The sequence below is a fragment of the Embleya sp. NPDC056575 genome (genome assembly GCF_042793325.1).
In the GTDB taxonomy this organism is placed as follows: Bacteria; Actinomycetota; Actinomycetes; order Streptomycetales; family Streptomycetaceae; genus Embleya.
Window position 1 is genome coordinate 32,823 of sequence record NZ_JBHTVA010000043.1, and the last position, 25,541, is coordinate 58,363.

Annotated in this window: 20 protein-coding genes; 10 read left to right on the forward strand and 10 right to left on the reverse strand. The window is 72.5% G+C overall.

Annotated features, from left to right (window positions below):
- Positions 1 to 137 precede the first annotated feature (137 nt).
- From ACFRCG_RS30155 to ACFRCG_RS30170, 4 genes are all read right to left on the reverse strand, one after another.
- Positions 138 to 2,702 carry an ABC transporter permease gene (locus ACFRCG_RS30155; protein WP_380037209.1) on the reverse strand — a complete coding sequence of 855 codons (2,565 nt, stop codon included), beginning with the start codon at positions 2,700 to 2,702 and terminating at the stop codon, positions 138 to 140.
- A gap of 9 nt (positions 2,703 to 2,711) precedes the next feature.
- Positions 2,712 to 3,548 carry an ABC transporter ATP-binding protein gene (locus ACFRCG_RS30160; protein ID WP_380037211.1) on the reverse strand — a complete coding sequence of 279 codons (837 nt, stop codon included), beginning with the start codon at positions 3,546 to 3,548 and terminating at the stop codon, positions 2,712 to 2,714.
- Between the two features lie 143 nt (positions 3,549 to 3,691).
- Positions 3,692 to 4,012, reverse strand: a complete 321-nt coding sequence (locus ACFRCG_RS30165; RefSeq protein WP_380037213.1) for a DMT family transporter — start codon at positions 4,010 to 4,012, stop codon at positions 3,692 to 3,694.
- Positions 4,012 to 4,671: an FMN-dependent NADH-azoreductase gene (locus tag ACFRCG_RS30170; protein ID WP_380037215.1), complete on the reverse strand. Its 660-nt coding sequence runs from the start codon at positions 4,669 to 4,671 to the stop codon at positions 4,012 to 4,014. Before ACFRCG_RS30170 ends, ACFRCG_RS30165 begins: the two co-directional genes overlap by 1 nt.
- 154 nt (positions 4,672 to 4,825) lie before the next feature.
- On the opposite strand from ACFRCG_RS30170, the gene ACFRCG_RS30175 reads away from it, so the two are divergent.
- Positions 4,826 to 5,464 carry a TetR/AcrR family transcriptional regulator gene (locus ACFRCG_RS30175; protein ID WP_380037217.1) on the forward strand — a complete coding sequence of 213 codons (639 nt, stop codon included), beginning with the start codon at positions 4,826 to 4,828 and terminating at the stop codon, positions 5,462 to 5,464.
- Positions 5,465 to 5,724: 260 nt separating this feature from the next.
- Positions 5,725 to 8,742, forward strand: a complete 3,018-nt coding sequence (locus ACFRCG_RS30180; RefSeq protein ID WP_380037219.1) for an NACHT domain-containing protein — start codon at positions 5,725 to 5,727, stop codon at positions 8,740 to 8,742.
- A gap of 17 nt (positions 8,743 to 8,759) precedes the next feature.
- On the opposite strand, the gene ACFRCG_RS30185 is transcribed toward ACFRCG_RS30180, so the two are convergent.
- Positions 8,760 to 9,095 carry a glyoxalase superfamily protein gene (locus tag ACFRCG_RS30185; protein WP_380037221.1) on the reverse strand — a complete coding sequence of 112 codons (336 nt, stop codon included), beginning with the start codon at positions 9,093 to 9,095 and terminating at the stop codon, positions 8,760 to 8,762.
- 150 nt (positions 9,096 to 9,245) lie between these two features.
- On the opposite strand from ACFRCG_RS30185, the gene ACFRCG_RS30190 reads away from it, so the two are divergent.
- The gene (locus ACFRCG_RS30190) at positions 9,246 to 10,625 is read left to right on the forward strand and encodes an NADP-dependent succinic semialdehyde dehydrogenase (protein ID WP_380037223.1); all 1,380 of its coding nucleotides are present in this window, start codon (positions 9,246 to 9,248) and stop codon (positions 10,623 to 10,625) included.
- A 36-nt stretch (positions 10,626 to 10,661) separates the two neighbouring features.
- On the opposite strand, the gene ACFRCG_RS30195 is transcribed toward ACFRCG_RS30190, so the two are convergent.
- From ACFRCG_RS30195 to ACFRCG_RS30205, 3 genes are all read right to left on the reverse strand, one after another.
- On the reverse strand, positions 10,662 to 11,543 hold the full coding sequence (locus tag ACFRCG_RS30195; RefSeq protein WP_126643663.1) for an acyl-CoA thioesterase II: 882 nt from the start codon (positions 11,541 to 11,543) through the stop codon (positions 10,662 to 10,664).
- A 63-nt stretch (positions 11,544 to 11,606) separates the two neighbouring features.
- Positions 11,607 to 13,331, reverse strand: coding sequence for a penicillin-binding transpeptidase domain-containing protein (locus tag ACFRCG_RS30200; protein ID WP_380037225.1), 1,725 nt, complete (start codon positions 13,329 to 13,331; stop codon positions 11,607 to 11,609).
- Between the two features lie 158 nt (positions 13,332 to 13,489).
- The gene (locus ACFRCG_RS30205) at positions 13,490 to 14,032 is read right to left on the reverse strand and encodes a low molecular weight phosphatase family protein (RefSeq protein ID WP_380037227.1); all 543 of its coding nucleotides are present in this window, start codon (positions 14,030 to 14,032) and stop codon (positions 13,490 to 13,492) included.
- Between the two features lie 145 nt (positions 14,033 to 14,177).
- Between ACFRCG_RS30205 and ACFRCG_RS30210 the strand changes: the two genes are divergently transcribed.
- The 7 genes from ACFRCG_RS30210 (at position 14,178) to ACFRCG_RS30240 (ending at position 23,370) form a co-directional block, all read left to right on the forward strand.
- Positions 14,178 to 15,476, forward strand: coding sequence for a DUF5685 family protein (locus tag ACFRCG_RS30210; RefSeq protein WP_380037230.1), 1,299 nt, complete (start codon positions 14,178 to 14,180; stop codon positions 15,474 to 15,476).
- A 333-nt stretch (positions 15,477 to 15,809) separates the two neighbouring features.
- Positions 15,810 to 16,619 (forward strand): glycosyltransferase family 2 protein, encoded by an 810-nt coding sequence (locus ACFRCG_RS30215; protein WP_380037232.1) that lies wholly within the window; start codon positions 15,810 to 15,812, stop codon positions 16,617 to 16,619.
- Positions 16,616 to 18,067, forward strand: coding sequence for a glycosyltransferase family 2 protein (locus ACFRCG_RS30220; protein WP_380037234.1), 1,452 nt, complete (start codon positions 16,616 to 16,618; stop codon positions 18,065 to 18,067). The genes ACFRCG_RS30215 and ACFRCG_RS30220 overlap by 4 nt, the downstream gene beginning before the upstream one ends.
- Positions 18,064 to 19,446: a hypothetical protein gene (locus ACFRCG_RS30225; protein WP_380037236.1), complete on the forward strand. Its 1,383-nt coding sequence runs from the start codon at positions 18,064 to 18,066 to the stop codon at positions 19,444 to 19,446. The genes ACFRCG_RS30220 and ACFRCG_RS30225 overlap by 4 nt, the downstream gene beginning before the upstream one ends.
- Complete coding sequence (locus tag ACFRCG_RS30230; protein WP_380037238.1) at positions 19,443 to 22,193, forward strand: glycosyltransferase family 2 protein; 2,751 nt, start codon at positions 19,443 to 19,445, stop codon at positions 22,191 to 22,193. The genes ACFRCG_RS30225 and ACFRCG_RS30230 overlap by 4 nt, the downstream gene beginning before the upstream one ends.
- Positions 22,190 to 22,534 (forward strand): hypothetical protein, encoded by a 345-nt coding sequence (locus ACFRCG_RS30235; protein WP_380037240.1) that lies wholly within the window; start codon positions 22,190 to 22,192, stop codon positions 22,532 to 22,534. Before ACFRCG_RS30230 ends, ACFRCG_RS30235 begins: the two co-directional genes overlap by 4 nt.
- A complete protein-coding gene (locus ACFRCG_RS30240; protein WP_380037242.1) occupies positions 22,531 to 23,370 on the forward strand; it encodes a polysaccharide deacetylase family protein in 840 nt (279 codons plus the stop codon). The genes ACFRCG_RS30235 and ACFRCG_RS30240 overlap by 4 nt, the downstream gene beginning before the upstream one ends.
- Before the next feature lie 34 nt (positions 23,371 to 23,404).
- Here ACFRCG_RS30240 and ACFRCG_RS30245 read toward each other — a convergent pair whose 3' ends face one another.
- Both ACFRCG_RS30245 and ACFRCG_RS30250 read right to left on the reverse strand, forming a co-directional pair.
- Positions 23,405 to 24,220, reverse strand: coding sequence for a family 16 glycosylhydrolase (locus tag ACFRCG_RS30245; RefSeq protein WP_380037244.1), 816 nt, complete (start codon positions 24,218 to 24,220; stop codon positions 23,405 to 23,407).
- Positions 24,221 to 24,238: 18 nt separating this feature from the next.
- Positions 24,239 to 25,447, reverse strand: coding sequence for an ATP-grasp domain-containing protein (locus tag ACFRCG_RS30250; protein WP_380037246.1), 1,209 nt, complete (start codon positions 25,445 to 25,447; stop codon positions 24,239 to 24,241).
- Positions 25,448 to 25,541: the final 94 nt, after the last annotated feature.

A 25,541-nucleotide genomic window follows, 5' to 3' on the forward strand; every position in this document is an offset into this window, starting at 1 on the left:
CCAGACGGCGGGTTTACAAAAACTTAAGCCTACCGGGGCGGGGGTGCGCTTCCCGCCCCACGCCCCCGGGTGGTCCGCCCCATCCTCTGGCCCCCCCCCCGCGGCAGGTCATGGGACCGTCGATCATCGGCCGGTGGTCATTCCGTGGAGATCGCGGCCAACACGTTCATCCGCGAGGCCCGCAGCGCGGGCAGCAGGGCGGCGAGCAGGCCGACCACCCCGGCGCCGACGACCACCGCGGCGATCGTCCCCCACGGGATGGTCAGCACGTCCAGGCCCTGCGAGGCGAGCATGCGCTGCGCCGCGACACCCCAGCCCACCCCGAGCGCCAGCCCCAGGACCGCGCCGAACACCGCGATCACCGCCGACTCCAGGCGGATCATCCGCCTCAATTGCATCCGCGACATGCCGATCGCCCGCAGCAGTCCGATCTCGCGCGTGCGCTCGATCACGGACAGCGCCAGTGTGTTCACCACCCCCAGGATCGCGATGATGATCGCCAACCCGAGCAGGCCGTAGACGAGCCGCAGAATTATGTTGGTCTGATCCTGCACGGTCTGTTTGTAGTCGGCCTGATCGCGCACTTTCACCTGCGGGTAGGGCTTGAGCGCGGCCTCCAGCGCGGCCCGTACGGTCGAACTCTTGGCCCCGTCGGCGACGTTGGCCATGATCACCGAGTCGAGCAGGTCCGGGACGAGCTTGGCCAGCGTGTCCAGGCCGACCACGCCGGAGCCGGCGGCCGCGAGACCGATGCCCTCGTCGTCGATCACCGCGCCGACCCGCAACTCGGCGGTCCGGCCGTTGGGCGTGCGCAGCGTCACCGTGCCGCCGACGCCCAGGTCGTGCTTGTTCACATAGGACTTGGGCAGCGCGATCCGCCCCGGGGCGAGCCCGTCGGGGGCGGTGCCGGCGGTGTACTTCTGCTTCAGCATCGCGTCGATGCCCGGATCGGCTCCGGTCACCGTGATGGTCTCGGACGATCCGTTGAACAGCACCTTCGCCTCGGTCTCGCGCTGGCGCACCACGTTGCTCACGCCGGACACCTTGCGCACCGTCTCCGCCACGTCGTGCGTGAAGTTGAGCCCGCCGTCGCTTTCCAGGGTGTAGTCGGCACCCAGGCGCTGGTCGATCTGCTTGCCCACCGAGTCCTTCATCGACGTGGCCACCACGGACAGCGAGGCGACCAGCGCCACGCCGATCATCAGTGCGGCGGCGGTGGCGCCGGTGCGGCGCGGATTGCGCAGCGCGTTTTCCCGGCTGAGCCGGCCGACCGTGCCGAACAGGCGCGGGAACGCCCCGGCCAGCCACGGGATCACCGCGCGGGCCAGCACCGGCCCGAGCACGATGAAGCCGACCAGGGTGCCGATCAGGCCACCGGCCAGGGCGAGCCCGTGCGCCGCGTCCAGCTTGGTCGCGGAGGCGCCGACCGCCAGGCCGATCGCGCCGAGCACGGTGACCGCGGTGCCGCCGACGGCGCGCCCGCGCAGCGACTTCGCGGGCGGCGCGCCGGCCTCGCGCAGTGCCGCCATCGGGCTGACCCGGGCCGCCCGGCGCGCGGGCAGGTAGGCGGCGACCAGGGTCACCACGACTCCCACCGTGTAGGCGATGATCGGCGTCGCGGGTTCGATCACCAACGGGGCGCCCTTGAGGTCGACCCCGAGTGACTTCATCAGCGTCAACAGGCCCTGGGCCAAGCCGAGTCCGCCGAGCAGGCCCAGCGTGGAGCCGACCACCGCGAGCAGCGTCGCCTCCACCAGCACGGAGCGGTTCACATCGGCCCGACCGGCGCCGATCGCGCGCATCAGGCCCAACTCGCGCGTGCGCTGGGCGACCAGCATCGAGAAGGTGTTGAAGATCAGGAATGTGCCGACCAGGAGCGAGACACCGGCGAAGCCGAGCAGTGCGTACTTGACCACGTCGAGCGCTTGACCCAGGTCGGCCGAGGCGGCGTCGGCCTCCTCCGCGCGGGTCCTGACGTCGACGTCCCCGCCCAGCTTGGCGACGACCCGCGCCTTCAGCTCCTTTTGGTCCACGCCGGGCTCGGCGGTCAGCGACACCGACGTCACCATGCCCGGCTTGCCGAGCAGCCGATCACGGGCGGCGACGCCGTCCAGGAACAGCATGGTCGTGCCGGGGTTGATCGTCTTGAAGTCGGCCAGGCCGACCACGGTCGCGTCGAACGCGCCGGGCGCGGCGACCACGTGCACCTTGTCGCCCAACCGCACCTTGTTGTGGTCGGCCGAGTCGCTGTCCAGGATCACCTCGCCGGGACCCTGCGGCGCCTTCCCGTGCTCGAGCACGACGGGGGATTGCTTGGTGGGGAACCAGTCGGCGGCCTGCACCTGGGGATCCGAGGTCAACCCGACCTTCTTGCCCTTGCCGTCGATCACGATCACGTTGGTGACCGTGATGTCGGGATGCGCGTCGGCCACGCCCGGCACCGAACGGGCGGCGGCCACGATCGAGTCGGGCACGGTCGGCTGCTGGCCGCTCTTGCCGAGCCGGTCCTCCCGGAACTCCTTCTTCGGCTTGACCGTGACATCGGCCGCGGCGGTGCGCGAAAGGTCGTGGAACGTCTTGCCGATCGTGTCCGTGAACATCAGCGTGCCGGCCACGAACGCGACCGAGAGCAGGATCGCCAGCGCGGACAGGACCATGCGCGCCTTGTGGGCCAGGAAGCTGCGGAGCGTCGCCTTGAGCATGTCGGCGCCTCAGTTCGCGGAGCGGGCGAAGCGCTGCATGCGCGCGAGCACGGTGTCGGAGGTCGGCGACAACATCTCGTCCACGACTCGGCCGTCGGCCAGGAACAACACCCGGTCCGCGTAGGAGGCCGCGTTCGGGTCGTGGGTGACCATCACGATGGTCTGGCCCAGGTCGTAGACGCTGCTGCGGAGGAAGCCCAGCACCTCGGCGCCGGAGCGCGAGTCGAGGTTGCCGGTCGGCTCGTCGCCGAAGATGATCTGCGGTTTGCTCGCCAGCGCGCGGGCGCACGCGACACGCTGCTGCTGGCCGCCGGACAACTCGCTCGGTCGGTGCCTGAGCCGATCGCGCAGGCCGACGGTCTCGATGACGGTGTCGAGCCAGGCCCGGTCGGGCTTGACCCCCGCGATGTCCATCGGGAGCGTGATGTTCTCCAGCGCGGTGAGCGTGGGCAGCAGGTTGAACGCCTGGAAGATGAAGCCGATCCGATCCCGCCGCAGCCGGGTCAGGTCCCGGTCCTTGAGCCCGGTGATCTCGGTGTCCCCGATCCAGCTGTGGCCGGAGGTCACCGAGTCGAGGCCGGCCAGGCAGTGCATGAGGGTGGATTTGCCGGACCCGGAGGGGCCCATGATCGCGGTGAACCGGCCGCGGCCGATCTCCACGTCGACCTCGTCGAGCGCGACCACGCGGGTCTCGCCCTCGCCGTACCACTTGCTCAGCGCCCGGCAGCCGGCCGCATTGCCCTTGGCCCGATCCTCGTGATCGATGCGCCGGTACGCGTCGAGTTCGGCGGGCCCGCCCGACGGGGAGGTCGGGGTCGGGGGGCGCCGGCGGTTTCCGGGAGACATGCGGGGTGCTCCTTGCGGTGGGGGTCCTGACTACCTCCCCAGCCTTCGCCCCGGGCGGGTGCGCCCGATAGCCGCGAACGTGGCCACCGCCGTCACTAAAGTTGCATCCAAGATTTCCTTTGTTGTCGAAAAGTCGCCCGACCTCACGCCGTCGACGTCAGCCGGGCCAGCACCAACCCGCCCACGATCAGCACCAGCGCCGCAATCCGTCCCGCACTCAGCGTGTCGTGCTGGATCGTGATGCCGAGGGTGATCGCGCCGACGGTGCCGATCCCGGTGAACGCGGCGTACGCGGTGCCCACCGGCAGGTCCCGCATGGCCACCGACAGCAGATACACCGCCGTCGCGCCGAGCACGAAGCAGATCACCGTCGGCAGCGGCTTGGTGAATCCCTCGGTCGGCTTGATGCTCTGCGACCACACGACCTCGACGAGGCCCGCCGCGAGCAGGATCAACCAGGCCATCAGTGCCCCTCCACGAGTGCGCGTCCCAGCTCCGCGGCGCGCTCCAGCGCCTCCGCGTGCGAGGAACGGTGCTGCTCGAGCCGCTCGGCCAGCGCCGGGTCGACGAGCGAGTTGGTCAGTTCGGTACCGAGCACGATCGCGTCCGTGACGGCGTAGTGCCCGGTGAAGAAGTCCAGGAGATAGCGCGTCTGGTGGTCGAACGGCGCCCGGGGGGTCCCCGGCAGGTAGGACCCACCGCGGGCGGAGGCGACCACGAAACGACGCGGCGCGAGCGACATCTTCGGGAAGGTGACCTGGTCGATCCACGCCTTGAGCTGCGCGGACACGCCGAAGTTGTACATCGGCGCGCCGATCAACACGACGTCCGCGGCGACCAGTTCGGCCAACAGCGGCTCGACCGTGGCCCATGCCTTGCGCTGCTCGGGCGTACGCACGGCCCGCGGGTAGTCGGCGATCGCGGTGATTCCCTCGCGCAACATCGTGTCGCAGATCTCGGTCCACGCCTGGTCGATCGGCGGGACCGGCCGTGCGGTGAGGTCCCGGTAGGTGTACTCGGCGTCCGACCGCGCGCCGCGCCAGGCGTCGGCGAAGGCGGCGCCCAGGGTCCGCGAGAACGAGTCGGCGCGGGCGCTGGAGTCGAGGTGGAGCAGGCGAGGCATGGTCACTCCCGAGGTCTAAGTGGACGGGCTGTCCGCTTCATGGGTGAGACCGTAACAGGCAAGCGGACATGCCGTCCACTTAACCGATCGCACCGCCTCGGGTCGTCCTCGGATAAATGGACGCGGCGTCCACTTGCTGGTTAGGGTGGGGATCATGACGAAACGCACCGACTTGCTCACCGGTCTCCCGGTCGCCGCGGACGGTGCGGCGCCGCCACGGGAACGTGCGGACGCCGCCCGCAACCGGGCCCGTGTGCTGGCCGCGGCCGAGGAGCTGTTCGCGACCGGCGATCCGGCCGAGGTCACGATGGAGGACATCGCCAGGGCGGCCGGCATCGGCCGCGGCACGCTCTACCGCCGCTATCCGGACCGGGCCTCCATCGCCCGCGCCCTCCTCGACGAACACGAACGCGCGTTGCAACACGAAATCCTGCGCGGCGCACCGCCGTTGGGCCCGGACGAGGCGGACCCGGCGGCCCGCCTGGCGGCCTTCTACGCGGCGATGGTCGACCTCCTGGAGCGGCACGTACACCTGCTCCTGGGCGCCGAGACGGGCAGCGCCCGCTACCGAACGGGCGCGTACGCGTTCTGGCACACGCACGTACGGGTCCTGGCCGCGGGCACCGCAGACCCGACAACCCTCGCCGACGTGCTTCTGGCCCCACTGGCCCCCGAGCTGTACCGCCGCCAGCGCGACCAGCACATCGAACCGGCACGGATCAAGGCGACTCTGGCGACCTTGGCGCACGCGATGTTGTCGGCGGCTCCGGGGGAGGAGTCGGCGGCGACGTAGCCGGGTGAATCCGCGTGCGATCCGGAGCGTTGGTCGACGTGCTCGGGCGGCGGCGGTGCAGGTCGGGCGGACAGGTCCCGGGGCCGGGGTCGCGGGGTGAGCGCGACGGGGCGGCGGAGTCGCAGGGTGTGCGTGTCGGGGGGGCGGAGGCGAGGGGTGAGGGTCCGGTCGTCGGGTCGGGGCGACTCGGACGTTGGGCGCTCATACTGGGTGCCACGGCTTGGAGTGCACGGTCGATGTGGGGATCGGGGCGGAGCGCGGTGGATCCGGTGCAGGGGCGGTTGTTGGCGACGGCGATCGGGGGCGCGTTGCGGCGGTTGACCGCGCCGCCGGCGGGGGCGCGGCTCGTGGACGCGCCCGTGCGGATGGGTGGGAGGGTGGCGCGGCGGCGGGAGCGGCGCGAGGTGCGTACGGCCGACGTGGATCGGCTGACCCGCACGCTGACCCTGCGACTGGCCGATGTCGAGCCGGACTTCGCCCGCTTGGCGCCGGCCGAGGGTGAGCGCATCGTCGCGGCGGTCGTGCGTACCCTCGACGGCACCGTGACCATGGACGACGTCCAGGCCGCGGGCCTGGATCCGGCCGCGCTGCGGGTGCGGATGGAGGCCCGTGTCGAGGCGTCGGCGGAGCGCTCGGCGCCGCTGTACGGCGTGTTGCTCGACGAGTGTTGCGTGCAGATCGTGGACTTCTTCACGAAGCAGCCTGAGTTCCTGGCCCGGACCATGGTCGAACAGGCGTCGGGGCAGGCCGAGTTGTTGCGCCGGGTGCCGGAAGCGGAGTCGATGGACGAGGAGTTCGCCCGACGCTACTGCGCCGGCCTGCGGGCCAAGTTGGACCAGGCCAGGCTGTTCGGGGTCACCGAACTCGATCCGGAGGACAGCACATACGAGTTGACCACGGCTTACGTGAGCCTCGTGGTGCAGACCCGTCGCGACCCGAGGCCGCTGCGGCGGTGGGACGACGAGACCGCGCAGGCGGACACCACGCGCAGCCTCCTCGAAGACGCCCTCGCCCGCCGCGACCGCATGGTCCTCGAAGGCCCGGCCGGATCGGGCAAGAGCACGTTGCTGCGCCGGCTCGCGGTGCACGTGGCCTCCGGCGATCTGCCGGACCGGCTGGCGTCCTGGTCCGGGCGGGTGCCGTTCCTGTTGAAGCTGCGGGCGATGGTGGTGGACGACCGGCTGGTGCTGCCGAACGTCGCCGACTTCGTCACCGCGTCCGGGTCGACGCTCGGCGGCGAGCAGCCGCCGGGGTGGGCGGCCCGCCGGCTGCGGGCGGGACGGGCCGTGGTCTTCGTCGACGGCCTGGACGAACTGCCCGACGAACACCGGGCGGACGCCCTCGACTGGGTGGAACAGCTGTGTGTGGACTATCCGGACGCGGCCTACCTGCTCACCTCCCGACCCCGAGTGTTGTCCGAGCGGCGGCATCGACGGTTCCGGGAGGCGGGCTTCGTCGCCGGTGAACTCCAGCCCATGTCGAGCGCGCAGGTCGAGCTGTTCGTCGACCGCTGGCACCGCGCCCAGCCCGGAGACCCGGACGATCTCGCCGCCTGCGCCGAGCAGTTGAAGCACACCCTGGACAGCCGCCGGGACCTGGCCCGACTCGGTACGAACCCGCTGCTGTGCGCGCTGATGTGCGCCCTGCACCGCCACGCCGACCAGGCCCTTCCCGAAGGCCGCACCGAGTTGTACCGCTCGGCGATGGCGATGCTGCTCGGCGGCCGGGAACGAGCGCGGCGCATCTCCACGAGCCGGGTGCGTCTCCAGCCGACGCAGATGGAGAAGGTACTGGCCGCGCTGGCGATGTGGATGACCCTCAACGGCCGCCGATCGATCCCGGATCGGGTCGCGACGTCATGCGTGGCCGACGTGCTCACCCGATTCCGCCAGACGATCGAACCGCCCTACACCGCCCGGGAGGTGCTGGACAGCCTGGTCGACCGCAGCGGCCTGCTCCAACAACCGGAGGCGGACGTATACGAGTTCCGGCACGCGAGCTTCCAGGACTACCTGGCGGCACTGGAGATCATCCGATCGGAACACGTCGACCATCTGATCAACCACGCCCACGACCCGCTCTACCACGACGTGTTCATCATGGCGGTGGGTAGGACGCAGGACGACCCACCCCGGCAGCGAGACTTGCTGGACGGGCTGATCACGCGGGCGGACAAGGACGAGAAGCACCGTGCTCGCTTGTGGCTGCTCGGCGCCGCGTGTGTGGCGGGTGCGAGCATGGTGGATCCGGAGCGAGCGCGGAGATTCCGGGACGAGACCTCCGATCTGTTGCCGCCCATGACGTGGACGGGAGCCGGTCATCTGGCCGCCGCCGGCGAGTTCGTCGTCGATTTGCTCGTCGACCTGACCCGAGATCGGCAGGTCTCCGACAGCGAGGCGCGCGCCATCGTGCGAACCGCCGAACTGATCGGCGGCGACCAGGTGATTCCGCTACTGACGCGCTTCCGGGGCCGGACGTCTGCGTCGGTTCGGTTGGCGCTGATCGGAGCCTGGGATGCGGTGTCGGATCGGGACCGATACTACGAAACAGTCCTGAAGCACGTAGATTTCCGCAACTGCGGCGTGCAGGTTCAGGATTCGGCGATGCTGGAAGCATTGTCGGGTCGCACGGACGTGCGGACTGTGCTCTTGTCTGCCGGGATGTCGGAGATCCCGGTACAAAGCCTGTCCACCTTGCCGAAGCTCGAGATGCTCGGCGTCGGTGACACCCTGATCACGGACCTGAGCCCGCTGGTGGCGCTGCCGCGCCTGACGGAGCTGAGGCTGGGACCTACTCAGCTCTCGGATCCGATGGTGTTGGCCCGACTCCCCTGGATCGGCAGCCTGTACTGCGGCCACCCGTCATTCGAAGACTTGGGGCTGCTGCCGGATGCGGAGCATTTGCGGCATCTCTACCTGCACGACACGCTGATCACAGACCTGTCGCCGCTGCGGAAATATCCGAGGCTGGAGACTCTCGGCATCGTGCGCACGCGTGTTCGCGATCTGAGTCCGCTGCGCGGATTACCCGACCTCACACGTCTGTTCGCCGATGGGTCCCCGGTAGGGGACATCTCGCCCCTGGCAGCGTCGTCTCGCCTGACCGAGCTGGGCATCTGTGACTGTCCCACGACCGATCTGACCCCCCTGGTCGATCTCCCGGCTCTGGACTGGCTCCGGATCGACGAATCCCAGCGACGGCACCTGGGTGCTCTCGGTGAGCATGTCGCGAGGGGCCGAATCACCCTGGACGTCTCAGCCGGCATGTCGCGCACCTGACGCCTCCCCGCCGCACCTCACCCCTCCGACGGCGTAGCCACCCGCAGCCGGTTCCCGTCCGGATCCCGCAGACGCACCTCCCGCGCCCACGGCTGCTCCTCCACCACCACGCCGAATTCGCGGGCCACCTCATCCACGTCGGCGACCCACACGTACACCAGCGTGTCCGGGGTCGCGTCGCCGGTGTGTTCGCTGAGAAACAGCTTCACATCGCCCCTCGCGACCTCGACGAAGGCCGGCAGGTGCGGCTCGAACCGATGCTCCCACTGCTCGACGAACCCCAGACGGCCATACCAGGCAACGGACACGGCGGCATCGACCACACGCAAAATCGGGATGACCTGTTCCCTCATACCGCCCACCCTCGCACCCCACTCCGACATCCGACCGGTTCCTCGCCGAGTGCCGTGTCATCCGAGGGCCAGAGGGTAACGGCTCGGCGGAGGCAGCGGGCGGCCCGCTCGGTGCCCATCACACTCACCATCCGCATCCGTGGAGGACCCATGGCCATCGCGTCCGTCAATCCGGCGACCGGGGAGATGATCGAGGAGTTCGCCGAGATTGGGGAAGCCGAGATCGATGCTCGGATCGGGCGGGCCGATGAGGTGTTTCGGGGGCATCGGGGGGACTCGTTCGAGTCTCGGACTCGGTTTATGCGGCGGGCCGCCGATCTGCTGGATGCGGAGCGGGATGAGGTTGCGGCGGTGATGACTGCCGAGATGGGCAAGACGCTGGGTGCCGCTCGGGCCGAGGTGGGCAAGTGTGCTCGGCTGTGTCGGTTCTATGCGGATCGGGCGGCCGGGTTTTTGGCGGATGAGCCGGCCGATGCCGATGCCGTGGGGGCTCGGCGGGCCTATGTGCGGTATGAGCCGCTCGGGCCGGTGTTGGCGGTGATGCCGTGGAATTTTCCGTTGTGGCAGGCCATGCGGTTCGCGGCGCCCGCGTTGATGGCGGGTAACACCGGGCTGCTCAAGCACGCGTCGAACGTGCCGCGTACCGCGCTGTACATGGGGGAGCTGTTCACCCGCGCCGGGTTTCCCGAGGGGGCGTTCCAGACGTTGTTGATCGGGTCGAAGCTGGTCGAGCGGGTGTTGTCGGACCCGCGCGTGGTGGCCGCGACGCTCACCGGCAGCGAGGGGGCCGGGCGGTCGATCGCGGCGATCGCCGGGCGCGAGTTGAAGAAGACCGTGCTCGAACTGGGCGGTTCCGACCCGTTCCTGGTGTTGCCCTCCGCCGATGTCGAGGCCGCCGCGCGGACCGCGACCACGGCTCGGACCCAGAACAACGGGCAGAGCTGTATCGCGGCCAAGCGGTTCATCGTGCACACCGACGTGTACGACGCGTTCGCCGAGGCGTTCACGGCGAACATGGCCGCGCTCCGGGTCGGCGACCCCACCGCCGAGGGCACCGACGTCGGCCCGCTCGCCCAGGAGCAGGGGCTGCGCGACGTCACCGCGCAGGTCGAGGACGCCCGGGCCAAGGGCGCCCGGATCCGGTGCGGCGGCGAGCGCCCGGCCGGCCCCGGCTGGTACTACCCGCCGACCGTGGTCGCCGACCTGACCCCGGACATGCGGATGTACACCGAGGAGGTGTTCGGGCCGGTCGCCGGGCTGTACCGGGTCGCCGACCTCGACGAGGCGATCGACCTCGCCAACGCCACCGCGTTCGGCCTCGGGGCCAACGCCTGGACCACCGACGAGGCCGAACAGGCCCGCTGTATCGCCGAGTTGGCCGCCGGGGCGGTGTTCGTGAACGGCATGGTCACGTCCTACCCCGAACTGCCCTTCGGCGGGATCAAGTCCAGCGGCTACGGCCGCGAACTCGCCGCGCTCGGCATCCGCGAGTTCTGCAATGCCAAGACGGTCTGGGTGGGTGGCGGGTGAGCGGGCGCGCGCTCGCGCCGGCGAGGCGCGTCGGCGCTACCGCTGCCGGATCACCGCCTCCTGCACCACCGAGGCCACCAGTACGCCGTCGTGGTTGTAGAACTCGCCCATCGCCAGCCCGCGCGCGTCCTGCGCGGACGGGGACGCCTGGGCGAACAGCAGCCACTCGTCGGCCCGGAACGGCCGCAGGAACCACACCGCGTGGTCGAGCGAGGCCATCTGGAGTGTCGCCGGGTTGGTGATGTACGGCTTCGCGGCGGTGCCGGCCAGGGTCAGGTCGGACATGTAGGTCAGCCCGCACACGTGCAGCAGCGGGTCGTCGGGCAGCTGCTTGGCGGCGCGCATCCACACCCGCTGGTGCGGGATGCCGTCGACCATGTGGGTGCCGGGCGAGCGGTCCTCCGGGACGAAGCGCAGGTCCATCAGGAGCCGGGTCTGCGACTCCTCATAGTGCGCGCGCTCCTCGGCGGACAACTTCTCGTACGGGTCCGGCAGGTCCTCCGGCAGCGGTACGTCGGGCATCGCGCGGCGGTGTCCGGGGGTGTCCTCGGCCACCTTGAAGGACGCCGACAGGGTGAAGATCGCCGCGCCGTGCTGGACGCCGGTCACGCGCCGGGTCGCGAAGGAGCGCCCGTCGCGGACCCGGTCGACCTGGTACACGATCGGCGCCGTGGTGCTGCCGGGTCGGAGGAAGTAGCTGTGCAGCGAGTGCACGTGCCGCTCCGGGACCACCGTGCGGCCCGCGGCGACCAGGGCCTGTGCGGCGACCTGGCCGCCGAAGGCGCGCAGCGGGGCGCCCGCGTGGCACCAGCCGCGGAAGATGTTCTCCTCGATCTGCTCCAGCCGCAGCAGGTCGAGGAAGGTCTCGGCCCGGCCCGGGCCCTCGTCGGCAAGATCGTGTTCGCTCACCCTGCCCATGATGGACTACGGCCGCTCGGGCCGTCGCTCAGCCCGTCGCCGGCCGCCCGCCCCACCCGTCGCTCAGCCCGTCGCGCTCAGGAGGGCCTTCACGATCGGTCCGGCCGACTGCCCGCCGGTCACGCCCCCCTCGACCCAGACCGCCACCGCGATATCGCCCCGGTAGGCGACCATCCAGCCGTTGTTGGGCCGGCCGCCGCCGACCTCGGCGGTGCCCGTCTTGGCGCCCACGTCGCCGCTCAGGCCGCCGAGCGAGGCGCGGGCGGTGCCCTCGGTGACCACCGCGCGCATCAGTGTGCGCAACTGCCCGGTCACGGCGGGGGACAACGAGTTCGGGGCCCGCCACAGGCCCTCCTGGTCGGTGAGCAGGTGTGGCTGGCGGAAGGTGCCGGACTTGGCGGTGGCCACCACCGAGGCCATGGTGAGCGGGTTCATCTGTACCTGCCCCTGGCCGATCATGTTCGCGGCTTTCATGGTGTCGTTCGACGCGGCGGGCACCCGGCCGTCGAACGAGACGATCCCGGTCTTCCAGTCGCCGCCGATGCCGAAGCAGTCGTGCGCCATCGTGGACAGGTCCGCGCCGGTGAGCTTGCCGGACAGGTTGGCCATGGTGGTGTTGCAGGACTGGGCGAAGGCCAGCTTGAAGCTGCCCTCCGGGAACGCGCGGCCCTCGGAGTTGGTGAACCGCATGCCGCCCGCGTCGGCCGATTCGGGGCAGCCCACCTTCTCGTCGGGGCCGACCACGCCCTTGGACAGCAGCGTGGCGGCCGAGACGATCTTGAACGTCGAGCCGGGCTGGGTGGTGGCCAGGAAGGCGTTGTTCTGGCCGGCGGCAGGGTTGTTGGCCACCGCGACGATCTCGCCGGTGCTGATCCGCACCGCCGCCAGCGACGCCGTCCGCGACTCGCCCTCGACCGCCCGCTCGGCCGCCGTCTGGAGGTGCGCGTCGAGCGTGGTGCGGATCCCGCCGTCCCGGGGCGCGGCGGTGACCGGCTCGCCGAGCGTGGCGAGTTCTTTGACCGGGGCCCGGGTGGCGGCGTCGACCAGTCGGACCACGCCGCCCGGCTTGGCCTGCTCGCCGGGCTTGGCCTTGCTCGCCAGGCCGGTACGGATCGCGGCCAGGGACGGGTTGTCGGTCGGGGACAGCGCCGTACCGTCCTTCGCCCGCAACACGTCGCCGCCCACGCCGCCCTGGTTGGGCGCCAGTTCGAGCGAGGTGCCCGAGGTCAGCTCCGGGTGCGGGGTGGCCGGGGACCAGGCGACCAGGTAGCCGCGATCCGCGCTCCTGGCCACGTCCAGGGACCCGGTGTACGACCAGTCGCCGGCGGATCCGAGGGTCAACTTGGCGGTGAACGGCACCGGGACCGTCCCGTCCGGCCGCGCGGAGGCCGGCTCGCCCGCGGTCAGCGTGCGGGCGGTGACCTTCAGCCCGTCGTTCAGGGCCGGCAGCGCCGTGGACGCGGCGGTCGCGTCACTGGTGAGCCGGGCCGCGCGGGTCCAATTGCCCGCCTGCCATTCGCCGAGGAATAATCGCGCGGCGTCGAGCGGGCTCCGCTCGCCCCGAGCCGCGGTCTCGCTCGACCGCGCGGTCGGGGTCGAGACGTCGTCGTCCTTCAGGAACGAGTAGGCCCCATAGCCGGTGCCGAGGACCAACACCAGGGCCAGGACCAGGAAAATCCAACCGCTCCGGCGTCTGGCCCCGCCGTGGTCCGCGTCGTCGTAGCCGCCGAATCCGCCGTACTCGCGGTCGTCGCGCTCTTCGCTCCGGTAGTGCTCTGCGTCGTGCATGCCCACCCCCATGCGGTGCCGCCGACTCCGGCGGCAGGGGCGTGAGTTTACGGGCCCGCCAAAGAGTCGGTGGGCATCAGGGCCCTTTTGCCCCCGAGAGGAAAGCGCACGTGTTCGAATGACGAGCCGTTCGGCGGCCCGGGGCGGACGCCCCGGGATCACGTCGTCAGCAGCGTCGCCAGCCGGGTCGTCAGCTCGTCGGCCCGCACCGCCATCACCCGGAACGACTCGATCGGCTCGCCCATCGGGTCGTCGAGTTCGTCGGCGGGACGGGCCAGTCGGCTCGCCGGTCGCCGCGCGTCCACCCCGGCCACCCAGTCGGCGAGCGGCAGCGCGCCGCGCGGACCGAACGCCTCGCCCAGGCGCACCAGTTCGCCGAGCAGGAAGGTGCGCGGCAGGGCGTCGGCGGCAAGGGCTTCGATCGCCCAGTGGTGCTCGCGGGACATCCCGATCACCAGGTCGGCGGCGCGCAGCAGCTCGGCGGTGAGCTTGCGGCTGCGGTGCGCGGGCGGGTCGATGCCGTGCTCGATCAGTACCAGCGCGCTGTTGTCCGCCATCGGCCGGGCGTTCCAGTCGATGGTGCCCGCCGAGGACACCTCGCTCGGCAGCGCGGACCCGGCCAACCGGCCGCGCAGCATGGCCTCGACGACGGGGGAGCGGCAGATGTTCCCACTACATACGACCAGCACCGATGCAGTCACGCTGCGGATCCTAGAAGGCCGCGAGCGCGGTCCTCGGGTCGCCCCCGGGGCGGATCCCGGGCGGATCCGTACGGGGATGACGGGTGATCAGTAGGCTGACCGCGCTGAGGGGGCCAGGAATCGGCGCAGTGAATGGGGCGAGGGCTTGTTCGGGATCATCCGGCCGTGCCGGCATCGACTGTCGGAGAAGTTGCAGAGCGAGTGGATGGCGCACCTGTGCGGCATGTGTCTGGCGCTGCGGGACGACCACGGGCAGGCGGCGCGCGTCGCCACCAACTACGACGGGTTGATCATCTCGGTCCTGGTCGAGGCGCAGTCCGCCCGGCCGACCGCGGACGGGCGGCGCAAGGCCGGTCCCTGTCCGCTGCGCGCGATGCGCCGGGCCGAGGTGGCCATGGGCGAGGGGGCGCGGCTCGCGGGCGCGGTGTCCCTGGTGCTCGCGTCGGCGAAGATGCGCGACCACATCGACGACGGCGACGGGGTGTACCGGCGGCGCGCGGTCGCGGGCGGCGCGCGCCGGGTCGCCGAGCGCTGGGCCCGGCAGGGTGCGGGCACCGCGCTCGACGTGGGCTTCGATACGGCGGTGATGGTCGAGGCGGTGGACCGGCAGGTCGAGGTCGAGGCGCTGGCCGGACCGGGCGTGTCGGTGCTGGTGGTGACCGAGCCGACCGAGACGGCCACCGGCGCGGCGTTCGCGCACACCGCGGTGCTTGCCGAACGGCCGGACAACGCCGAGTCGTTGGCCGAGGCGGGACGGTTGTTCGGCCGGCTCGCGCACCTGCTCGACGCGGTCGAGGACGTGCACGCCGACCGGGCGGCCGGCGCGTGGAACCCGCTGTTGGCCACCGGGACCGGGCCGGACGAGGCGTACCGGCTGTGCCGCGACGCGGCGACCGGGATCCGACTGGCCCTGGCCGAGGTCGAGTTCGTCACGGGCGCGCTCGCCCACCGGCTGCTCGTGCACGAGGTCGACGAGGCGATCGACCGGTCGTTCCGGCACGCGGGCTTCCCCGTCGAGAACCCCTCCTGCGCGGTCGGCGGCAAGCACGGCAGTGGCTGCGCCAAGCACGGCGAGCGTGCCGAACCCCGGTTGGCCGCACGCCCCGACGGGTCCTGGCCGAACCAGCCGCCGAACCGGACGCCCACCCAGCCGCCGCCCGGCAGCCCGTACGACCCGAACAGCCCGTGGGGTCCGCCCGGCGGCCCCACCCCGCCCCCGCCGCCGCCCGGCGGGCACAACGTGTTCGTCGCCTGCGCGATCTGGGCCGGGTTGTGCTGTACCTGCCAGTGGTGTTGCCGGGAGACCTTCGAGGACCCGTGCACCGGTCAACAGCGGCAGGGGTGTTGCCACAAGTGTGACTGCGGGGACTGCTGCGACGGATGCGACTGCTGCGGCAGCTGCTGCGAATGCGGCGAATGTTGCTCGTGCGACTGCGGTTGCTGAGCGCGCCCGACCACACGCGGGCGCTCGCGCGGATCTTCGCGCGGGCGCTCACACCGTCCCGCTGCCGAGCGCTCCCGCCGGGCACGCCGTATCCGACAAGGCGCAGGAAAACCGCGAAAATCCCCGAACTGGCATTCGATGGGAAAAACGCCCAACCGTAACGTCTTGGCAAAGCATCTTCGGTCCGATTGACCCTGCTTTCGCCGCCCAACCACGATCGGCGATGACCGGGTGTCGTGTGATCGGCACCCGGTGTCACCGATCTCGGGCCGGTTCCGCCGGCCCGATGCCGTGTGCTCTCCGGGGCACGCGGCAGACGGGAGGGGGCCGTTCATGCACGACACGACGCACGCGACGCACCCGAAACGCCCATTGCCCCGGATCGCCGAACTGCCCGGCGGCGCACCGGTACGAGCCAAACAGGCACCGGCCGACCCGGTGTCGCGGGACCGGGTCACCCTGGTCGTGCCGGCCCGCAACGAGGCCCGCAATCTGCCCTGGGTGCTCCAGCAGATACCCGAAGGCGTCGACGAAGTCCTGCTGATCGACGGGGACTCCACCGACGCCACCTCGCTGATCACCCGCCGCTACCTGCCGGCCGCCCGGGTCATCCCGCAGTCCGGCCCCGGCAAGGGCAGCGCCCTGCGCACCGGATTCCGGCACGCCACCGGCGACATCATCGTCACCATCGACGCCGACGGCAGCATGTCGCCGCACGAGATCCCGCACTATGTGCACTTCCTGAGCAACGGCTACGACTTCGTCAAGGGCTCCCGGTTCGTCGGCGGCGGCGGATCGCTGGACCTGACCGCGGTCCGCAGCCTCGGCAACCACGCGCTGACGGCCCTGGTCAGCCGGCTGTACGGGTATCGGCTCACCGATCTGTGCTACGGGTTCTGCGCGTTCCGCCGGTGTTTCCTGGAGCACCTGGACCTGCGCTCGACCGGCTTCGAGATCGAGGCCGAGATGATCGTCCGGGCCCTGCGCGCCGGACTGCGGATCGGCGAGGTACCCAGCCTCGAACTGCCGCGCCGGAGCGGCCGATCCAACCTCAACGCGCTCCGCGACGGACACCGGGTGCTGCGCACCGTCCTGCGCGAGCACGCCGGCGCCCGCCCGGAGCGAGCGGGGGAGGACGCTTGACGCCCCGCCGAGATCCCGAACCCGACCCGAGGCCGCTGATCCCGAGGCAGCGCCCGGCCGAACCGAACGCCCCGCTGCCCGGCCCGCGCCCACCGGCCACACCGACCCCGATCGCCATCCCGCGCCCGGCCTCGCCGACCGCCGCTCCGCCCGCGGACGAACGGCCCGCGCCACCCGCCGAGTCCGCCGCGCCCCCCGCCCCACCCGGCCCGCCCCCCGACCTCGTGCACGTCCGGGTCCTCGACCTCGTCGCCGACGCCGGGCCGAGGTTGAGCACCCCGGACGGCACCCCCGCCGACTGCCCCGCCGGCGCCGTACTCGCCCTGGTCCGGCACGCCGGCACCCCCGTCGGCCTGCTCGACCTCGAACTGCCCACCCCGGGACCGGATCGGCTGATCGCCCGCGCGACGGCCCGCTTCGGCACCCCCGCCGCACCCGACCACGCCCCCGGCCCGCCCGCCCCGCGCGGCACGCCCCGGGTCAGCGTGATCGTGGCCACCCGAGAGCGGCCCGAACTGCTCGCCGCGTGCCTGCGCACCCTGCTGTGGCAGACCTACCCCGACATCGAACTGATCGTGGTGGACAACGCCCCCACCACCAACCGCACCGCGAGCGTGGTCCGCGGCGGTTGCGCCGGTCCGGTGCGCTACGTGCGTGAACCGCGCCCGGGACTGGCCCTCGCGCACAACCGGGGCATCGCGGTGGCCACGGGCGAGCTGCTCGCGTTCACCGACGACGACGTCCTGGCCGACCCCGGCTGGGTCGCGGCGCTGGTCGCCGGCTTCGCCCGCGCGGGCCGGCCCGCGTGCGTCACCGGCCTGATCCTGCCCGCCGAACTGCGCACCCCCGCGCAACTGATGCTCCATCACCACGGGGGCTTCGCCAAGGGTTTCGAGCCGATCCTGTACGACCCCAAGGCACCGCCCGCCGACCCGCTGTTCCCGTTCACCGCCGGCCGCTTCGGCTCGGGCGCCAACATGGCCTTCCGGGCCGACGTACTGCGCGCGATGGGCGGCTTCGACCCGGCCACGGGCGTCGGCACCCCCGCGTGTGGCGGCGACGACCTGCTCGCCTTCTTCCGCACCATCGTGCGCGGACACCGCATCGGCTACGAACCCGGCGCGCTGATCTGGCACCGACACCGGGCCGATCGAGCCGCGGTGGCCGCCCAGGTGCGCGGGTACGGCACCGGCCTGGGCGCCTACCTGACCGCCGCCGTACTGCGCGAGCCGCGCACCCTCGGCGCGCTCGCCAGACGCGCCCCCGACGGCATCCGGTACGCCCTGGCCCGAACCCGCGCGCCCGGGCGGCCCGAGGTCCCCTGGCCCGCCCGGCTGGCCACGCTGGAGCGCCGCGCGATGGCCGCCGGCCCCCTCGCGTATCTGCGCTCGCGCTTACGGACGCACGGCGTGCGCACGCCCTGGGAGCAGGCGGAGTCCGGCCGGTGATCCAGGCCGGGCTGCGCCGGTGGGCCCCACCCCGGGTGGACCCGCTGCTGCGCAACGGGCATGTGCTGACCGTGGGTTCGCTGGTGACCTCGGCGTTCGGCGCGGGCTACTGGGCGCTGGCCACCCGCTGGTACGGGGACGCGACGGTGGGGCGCACCTACGCGGCGGTGTCCGCGATGATGCTGCTCTCCGGGCTGGGCCAACTCGGCCTGGCCAACGTGCTCGTACGCTTCCTGCCGCAACCGGGCGCGGACCGGCGCGGGCTGATCCGCACCGCGTACGCCGCCGCGTTCGGCGCGACCCTGGCGGCCGTCCTGGGCTTCCTCGCGCTGATCCCGCTGTGCGCGCCGGGCCTGGGCTTCCTGCGCGAACCGGCGGCCGGCTGCTGCTTCGCGGCGACCACGGTGGCCTACGCGCTGTTCGCGCTCCAGGACGGCGCGCTCACCGGCCTGCGCCGACCCGGCCTGGTGGTGGGCAAGAACAGCGGCTTCGCGATCGCCAAGCTGGTCCTGGTCGCCGCGCTGGCCGCGGTGTTGCCCACGCTCGGCATCCTGATGTCCTGGACGCTGGCCCTGGTGTCGACCCTGCTGGTCGTCGACACCTGGCTGTTCGCGCACCTGCCGCCCGCCCGGAAGTCCGTGCGGGCGGCGGGCGTCACCTCGGGTCCCGACCCACGCGTCACCTCGGGTCCGGCCGCGGGCGACGACCCGCGCCCGCCGGCCCGGTACCGAACCCCGCACTCCGGCCCGCGATTTCGGCCCGGAGCCGGGATCGTGCGGTACGCCGGGGCGGACTACCTCGGCACGCTGTGCTGGCTCGCCGCGACCACCGTGCCGCCGATCATCGTGCTCGAACGCGTCGGCGCCCGGGAGAGCGCCTACTTCTCACTGGCCTGGGTGGTGGCGAACACGCTCTACCTGGTCGGACTCAACATGGGGGCGTCGCTGCTCGTCGAGGCCGCCGGCGGCACCGCCGGGCTCGCCGCCGGCTGCCGGCGCGTGTTGCGCCACACCGGGGCGCTGCTCCTGCTCGCCATCGGCGTCCTCGTCCTCGGCGCGCCGCTGGTGCTGCGCGTGTTCGGCCCCGGCTACGCCCGCGACGGCGCCGGGCTGCTGCGACTGCTCGCCCTGTCCGCGCTGCCGCACCTGGTGGTCGCGACCGCGGTCAGCGCCTGCCGGGTGTTGCGCCGGATGCGCGTCGTGGTCGCCATCCAGGCCGGCCTCGCGGCGACCGTACTGACCCTGACCGTCGTCCTGTTGCCCGCGCTCGGCCTGCTCGGCGCCGGCATCGCCTGGCTCGGCGCCCAGACCGCGACCGCGCTCGTGCTGCTCGCGGCCCGCCGGACCTGGCTCCCCACCCATTCCGGGAGGCCCGCATGACGGAGACCCCACCGCGCACCAGGCGCCTGGCCTGGGTGGCCATCCGCGCCGAGGAGGCCGCCGCCAAGCGGGCCCTGGTCCGCGCCCTCGGCGCCGGCCCCGCCGTCGAGCGCACCCCGCCGCGCCCCACCCTGACCGTGGTGGTCTGCGCGTACACCATGGACCGCTGGGACGACCTCACCGCCGCGCTCGACTCGCTCCGGGCCCAGGACGAGGCACCCGCCGAGGTCATCCTGGTCGCCGACCACTGCCACGAACTCGCCGCCCGCGCGAGCGCCGCGTTCCCCGACGTCACCGTGCTGCGCAACCGCGGCCGACGCGGCCTCTCCGGCGCCCGCAACACCGGCGTCGAGGGCGCGCGGGGCGACGTCGTGGCCTTCCTCGACGACGACGCCGTCGCCGAACCCGACTGGACCATGCGCCTGCTCGACGGCTACGCCGACCCGAACGTGCTCGGCGTCGGCGGCCGGATCCGGCCGAACTGGGACACCGGACGCCCGACCTGGTTCCCCGCCGAATTCGACTGGGTGGTCGGCTGCACCTACCGGGGCATGCCCGAACAGGCCGCGCCGGTACGGAACCTGATCGGCGCCAACATGTCCTTCCGGCGCAGCGTGCTGCTCGACGTCGGCGGCTTCCGCACCGACCTGGGCCGCGTCGGCACCCGCCCGCTGGGCTGCGAGGAGACCGAGCTGTGCATCCGCGCCGCGGCCCGACACCGCGGCGGCGTGCTCGGGTACGAACCGGCCGCCGTGGTCCGCCACCGCGTACCCGCCGCGCGCGGCACCTGGCGCTACTTCCGGGCCCGCTGCTGGGCCGAGGGCCTGTCCAAGGCGGCGGTCAGCCGGCACACCGGCACCGGCCGCGCGCTCGCCTCCGAACGCTCCTACCTGGCCTCGACCATCCCGCGCGCCCTGGTGCGCCCGTTCGCCCCGGAACCGGGTCCGCCCAAGGCCACCATCCCCGCGCTGGCCCTGGGCGTGCTCACCACCGCGCTCGGCTACGCCGCGGGCCGGGCGCGCGGTCTGGGCCGGGACCCGCTGCCCACCCCCGCCGCGCTCGCGTTCCGCGCGTTCGGCCGGCTCGCCCTGCCGCTCGCCGTACTGCTGTGGATCCTGGCCATGCGGATGCCGGTCGCGGTGGACCGGATGGGCGGACTCGGGCTGCTCGACGTGCTGCCCGCCCTGTACTGGTGCGCGCTGGCAGTGCTCACCGTCGGCTTCGCGGTGAGCCTGCTCGACCGCACCGCCCGGACCCGGCGCTACGCGCTGTACACCGGTGCCCTGGTGACCATGCTGCACGCCACACCGGCGGTGTTGTACGAGCACCTGCGCTACGCGTGGGCCTGGAAACACGTCGAAGTGGTCGACCAGTTCCTGCGCACCGGCCGAACCCTGCCGGACGCGGGCGAGTTGGCGCCCTACCACCAGTGGCCCGGGTTCTTCTCCGCCGCCGCCACGGCCGTGCGCGCGTCCGGCGCGCCCGACGCGCTGACCATGGCCACCTGGTCGCCGCTCGCCTTCGACCTGCTGCTGATCGGCCCCCTCGTCCTGCTCTACCGCACGCTCACCCGCAACCGGCGGATCGTCTGGGCGGCGGTGTGGATCTACTTCGCCACCGCCTGGGTCGGCCAGGACTACTTCGCCCCGCAGACCTTCGCGTTCGTCCTGTACGTGACCATCCTGGCGCTGGTCCTGGACCGCGAGCGGCGCCCGCTCGCCACCGTCGGACTGTGCGCGCCACTGGTACTCGCCGTGGTGACGGCGCATCAGCTCACCCCGCTGATGCTCGTCGTCGCACTGGCCGCGCTGTCCTGCTCACGCGCCCATCGGCCCGTCGCCCTCCCACTGCTCGGGCTCACCGCGGTGGCCGTGTCGGGCTGGGACCTGACCGTGGCCCGACCCTTCCTGTTCGAGCAGTTCGCATCCTCCTGGGCCCAGTTCGGCGACTTCAAGGCGAACGCGCATGCCGGCATGGTCAATCTGGGCAGCGCCGAACCGGGCCAGGTGCTGGTCGCCCGGGTGGACCGGGCGCTGACCGCGGGCGTCGCGCTGCTCACCGCCGCCGCGCCGATCCGCTGTCCGCGCCTGCGCCGCTCGCCCGCCATGTTGCTGGTGTCGGCACCGCTGCCGCTGCTCGCGGCCGGTGCGTACGGCGGCGAAATCATCTTCCGGGTCTACCTGTTCGCGCTGCCCGCCGCCGCGTTCCTGATCGCCGGATGGCTCGCGCCGGTGTTCGGCGACCGGGGCCGGCCGCGCCCGCGCGCGGTGTTGCTGCCGGTGTTGTTCGCGCTGTTGCTCACCGGATTCGTGTTCGGCTACTACGGCAAGGAGCGCCAGAACCACTTCGACGACGGCGAGATCGCCGCCCGGCAGTGGCTGGCCCGGGTGTCCGCGCCCGGCGACCTGATCGTCGCGGCCAGCAACAACTTCCCCGGCGCCTACGCCGACTACGAGCAACAGCGACACCGCTGGTTCGCGATGGAGACGCCCGCGCTGCGCGAGGGGGTGGTGCGCGACCCGGTGGCCGGGCTGAGCGCGCTGGCCGACGAGTATCCGGGCGAGACGGCGTACCTGTTCCTGACCGCCGGCCAGCGGGCCGAGTGCGAACAGACCGGACTGCTGCCGGCGGGCACCCTCGGGCGCATCGACCAGGCGCTGTCCACCGCGCCCCGATTCACCCTGCTGCTGCGCGACCGGGACGCGGTGATCTACCGGATCGGCCCACGACCGGGGCCCGTGCGATGACCGGCCCGACCCGGGCCCTGTGGCCCGCCGCCGCCGGGTGGTCGGCGTTCGGCGCGCTCGAACTGCCCGCCGAACACCCGCTGCGGGTTCTGGTCGTGGTCGCCTTCCTGGCCGTCGGACCCGGCTACGCCCTCGCCGGCGAGGGCGCGACCGTCCTGGCCACGGCGGTGACCTCGGTGGCCGCCAGCGCGGCGCTGTGCGCGCTGACCGCCGAGGCATACCTGCTCGCGGGCGCCTTCTCCGCGCCGCGCGTGATCGGCACCCTCGCCGGCCTGACCACCACCGCGGCGCTGATTCGCATCGTCGTGCGTACGCACACCTCGCGAGAGGAGCATCGATGAGATCCGAGGCCGCGGTACCGGTCCTGCTCTACCACGCGGTACGGGACGACCCGCCGCCGTGGATCGCGCCGTTCACCGTCACCCCGGCCGAGTTCGGCCGACACCTGGACCGGGTGTCGGCCAGCGGCCGGGTCCCGATCGGCCTGGACCGGTTCACCGAGGCCCTGCACGGCGGTCGCGACCTGCCCCGGGAGAGCGTGCTGATCACCTTCGACGACGGCTACGCCGACTTCGCCCGGTACGCGCTGCCGCAACTGGTCGAACGCGACCTGCCCGTGACCCTCTACGTCACCACCGACGCGCTGTGGCCCACCCCGAACCCGGTACTGCCGCCGGCCGCCATGCTCACCTGGCGCGAACTGCGCGGGATCGCCGACGCGCCGGGCCTGACCATCGGCGCGCACGGCTGCACGCACCGCGAACTCGACACCCTCCCGCTCGAATCGATGCACCGCGAGATCGCCTGTTCGCGGCAGCGCCTGGAGGCCGAACTGGAGCGCCCGGTCACCTCGTTCGCCTACCCCTTCGGCTACAACGACGCCGCCGTGCGGGCCGCGGTGCGGCACGCGGGTTTTCGCACCGCGATGGCGGTACGCGACGCGCACAGCTCGCGCGAGGACGACCCGTGGCGGATCTCGCGGCTGATGGTGCGCGCGGACACCGGTCTCGACCGCCTGGACGCCTGGCTGGCCGGTGCCGGCCCCCGGGTCGCGCCGTTTCGGGACGGGCTGCCCACGCTCGGCTGGCGGGCCTGGCGCCGGATCAGGGCCCGCCGGCGCGGCCGGCCCGATCCCTGGCACGAGTACTCCGACCCGGTGGCAGGCCGGGCCGGTTGAGGTGAGCGCCCGACCGGGGCCGGCGCGCGCGGGTTCAGCGCTCCCAGACCCGCACCGCCCGGATCCGCATCTCCGCGCCGGTCACCGTGTCGGGGACCGGCTCCGGGTAGCCCATCGCGAGGGTGAACAACACCTCCATCGGCTCGTGCGGGACATGCGCCCGGTCGGTCACGGCGAACACCCGCTCGCCGTCGATCGACCACGTCACCCGATCCGGCCGCCAGTCGAGGGTGAACCGGTGGAACCCGCCGGCCCAGTCGCGCTCGGGGGAGGCGTGCGTCTGTGCGTCGGGCCGGCCGTCGGTCCCGGTCCAGTGCACCGTGGCCCGGGCCAGGCCGTCCAGGCCGATCAGTTCGACCACGTCCAGTTCGGGAGGGGTGCGTTTGGCGGCCGGCATCAGCCAGAACGCCGGGAACGAGAACGGCTCGCGAGGCAACCGCAGTTCGGCCTCGACCCGGCCGTAGGTGAAGGTGAACCTCGGCCGACCCGACCAACTCGGCCGCCCGGTGGACAACATGCCCGAGACCCACGGGTAGGCCACGCCGTCCGAACCGGTGGTGGGCCGCCGCGCGGCGGTCAGGATCGCCTGCCCGTCCCGCACCCGGACCTGCTCGGGCAGATACCACTGCTGCTCGTGGTTGCCCGCGTTGGTACAGCCGGCCACGTTCCAGTCGTAGCACGTCACCCAGCGTTCGGCGGCGAGCGCCGACCCGGCGAAGTCGTCGGCGAACAACAACCGCGGCCCGGCCGGCGGCGCGGACTCGCACCCCGCGAGCAGCACCACCGGCAGCACGACCGGCACCACCGCGGCCAGCCGGCGGCGGACCCGCATCGCTCGACGCGTCCCCATCGAACCCACCCACTCTCCTCAGTGCCGCCGCCGGCGCACGGCCAGGGCGAGGGCGCGCACCGCCGTGACCGCCGCCGGCAGCGGATCGTCCAGGGCCAGCCAGGCCGACTCCACCCCGCCCCACCCCGGCGCCCGGCCGGGTGGCCGGGCCACGCCGCAGCGCCCCCGGTAGGCCGCGAACGCGGCGAGATCCAGATGCTCGGCGACATAGCGCCGACCCTCGCGCTGGTCACCCGGGGGAATCGGCCGCCCGGTCAGGTCCAGATGCAGCGCGCGCACCACGTCCAGGCCCCGCGCGGTCTCGAACATGCGGAACTGGGCGCCCACCCGCGGGTTGAAGTCGACCAGCTTGTAGCGCCCGTCGCGCAGGTCGAGCCGCCAGTCCAGATCGGCCGGACCCCGGTAGCCGAGCGCCCGACACAGCCGGGCGGAACGGCGGGCGAGACCCGGGTTGGCCAACGCCCGGGCGTACGTGGTCACCCCCGCGTGCGGCGGCCAGGAGCGGAGCTTGAGCCCGGTGAACACCGGCGCGCACCGACCGTCCGGCGCGGCGTACAGATGCACGATCCAGTCCTGTGCCGCCTCGCGCGGCACGTAGGTCTGCAGCAACACCCCGCGCGGCTCGCCGACCAGCGCGAGCAGCGCGCGCCGGTCGCGGACCAGCGTGGTGCCCGGCACCACCGGCGCCCGCAGCCGATCCCACGGCGCGAGGTTCTTGACCACCACCGGGTAGCCCAACTCGGCGGCGAACGCGGTCAGTTGTTCCCGGTCGGCGGGGAAGCGGGTGTCCGGTGCGGGCACCCCGTGGGCCAGACAGCGCCGGTAGAGCCCGCGCTTGCCCGCCAGCCCGGCGGGCAGATCCGGATCGATCTTGGGCAGCAGGAAACACTCCGCGAGGCGGTCCTGGGCGCCGGCGGCCAGCAGCGCCGCCTCGTCGTCGGTGGGCACCAGGACCGCGCGGGCGGGCAACCGGCGGCCGATGCCGAGCAGTTGCTCCACCAGCGTCCGCGGGTCCTCCAGGCCGGTGGTGGGCCACACGTGCCGCCGACTCAGGTGCCGGGACAGGGCGGTGGGGGTGTACGCGTCCTCGACCACCGCGTGCACCGGCACACCCGCACGCCCGAGCGAGCGCACCGCGCCGACCGAGCCCTGGTGCAGCGGATAGCGGCCGACCTTGAACAGCAGCGCGGGCACCGAACGATCCAGCTCGACTCCTCGGACAACCATTTCGTCGCCTCCCCGTCCGGACCTTTCTAGCAGCGCGAACCGACTTTTCACCGGATAAGCCAATAATCCACTCGAATATCCGAAGGGCACCGCC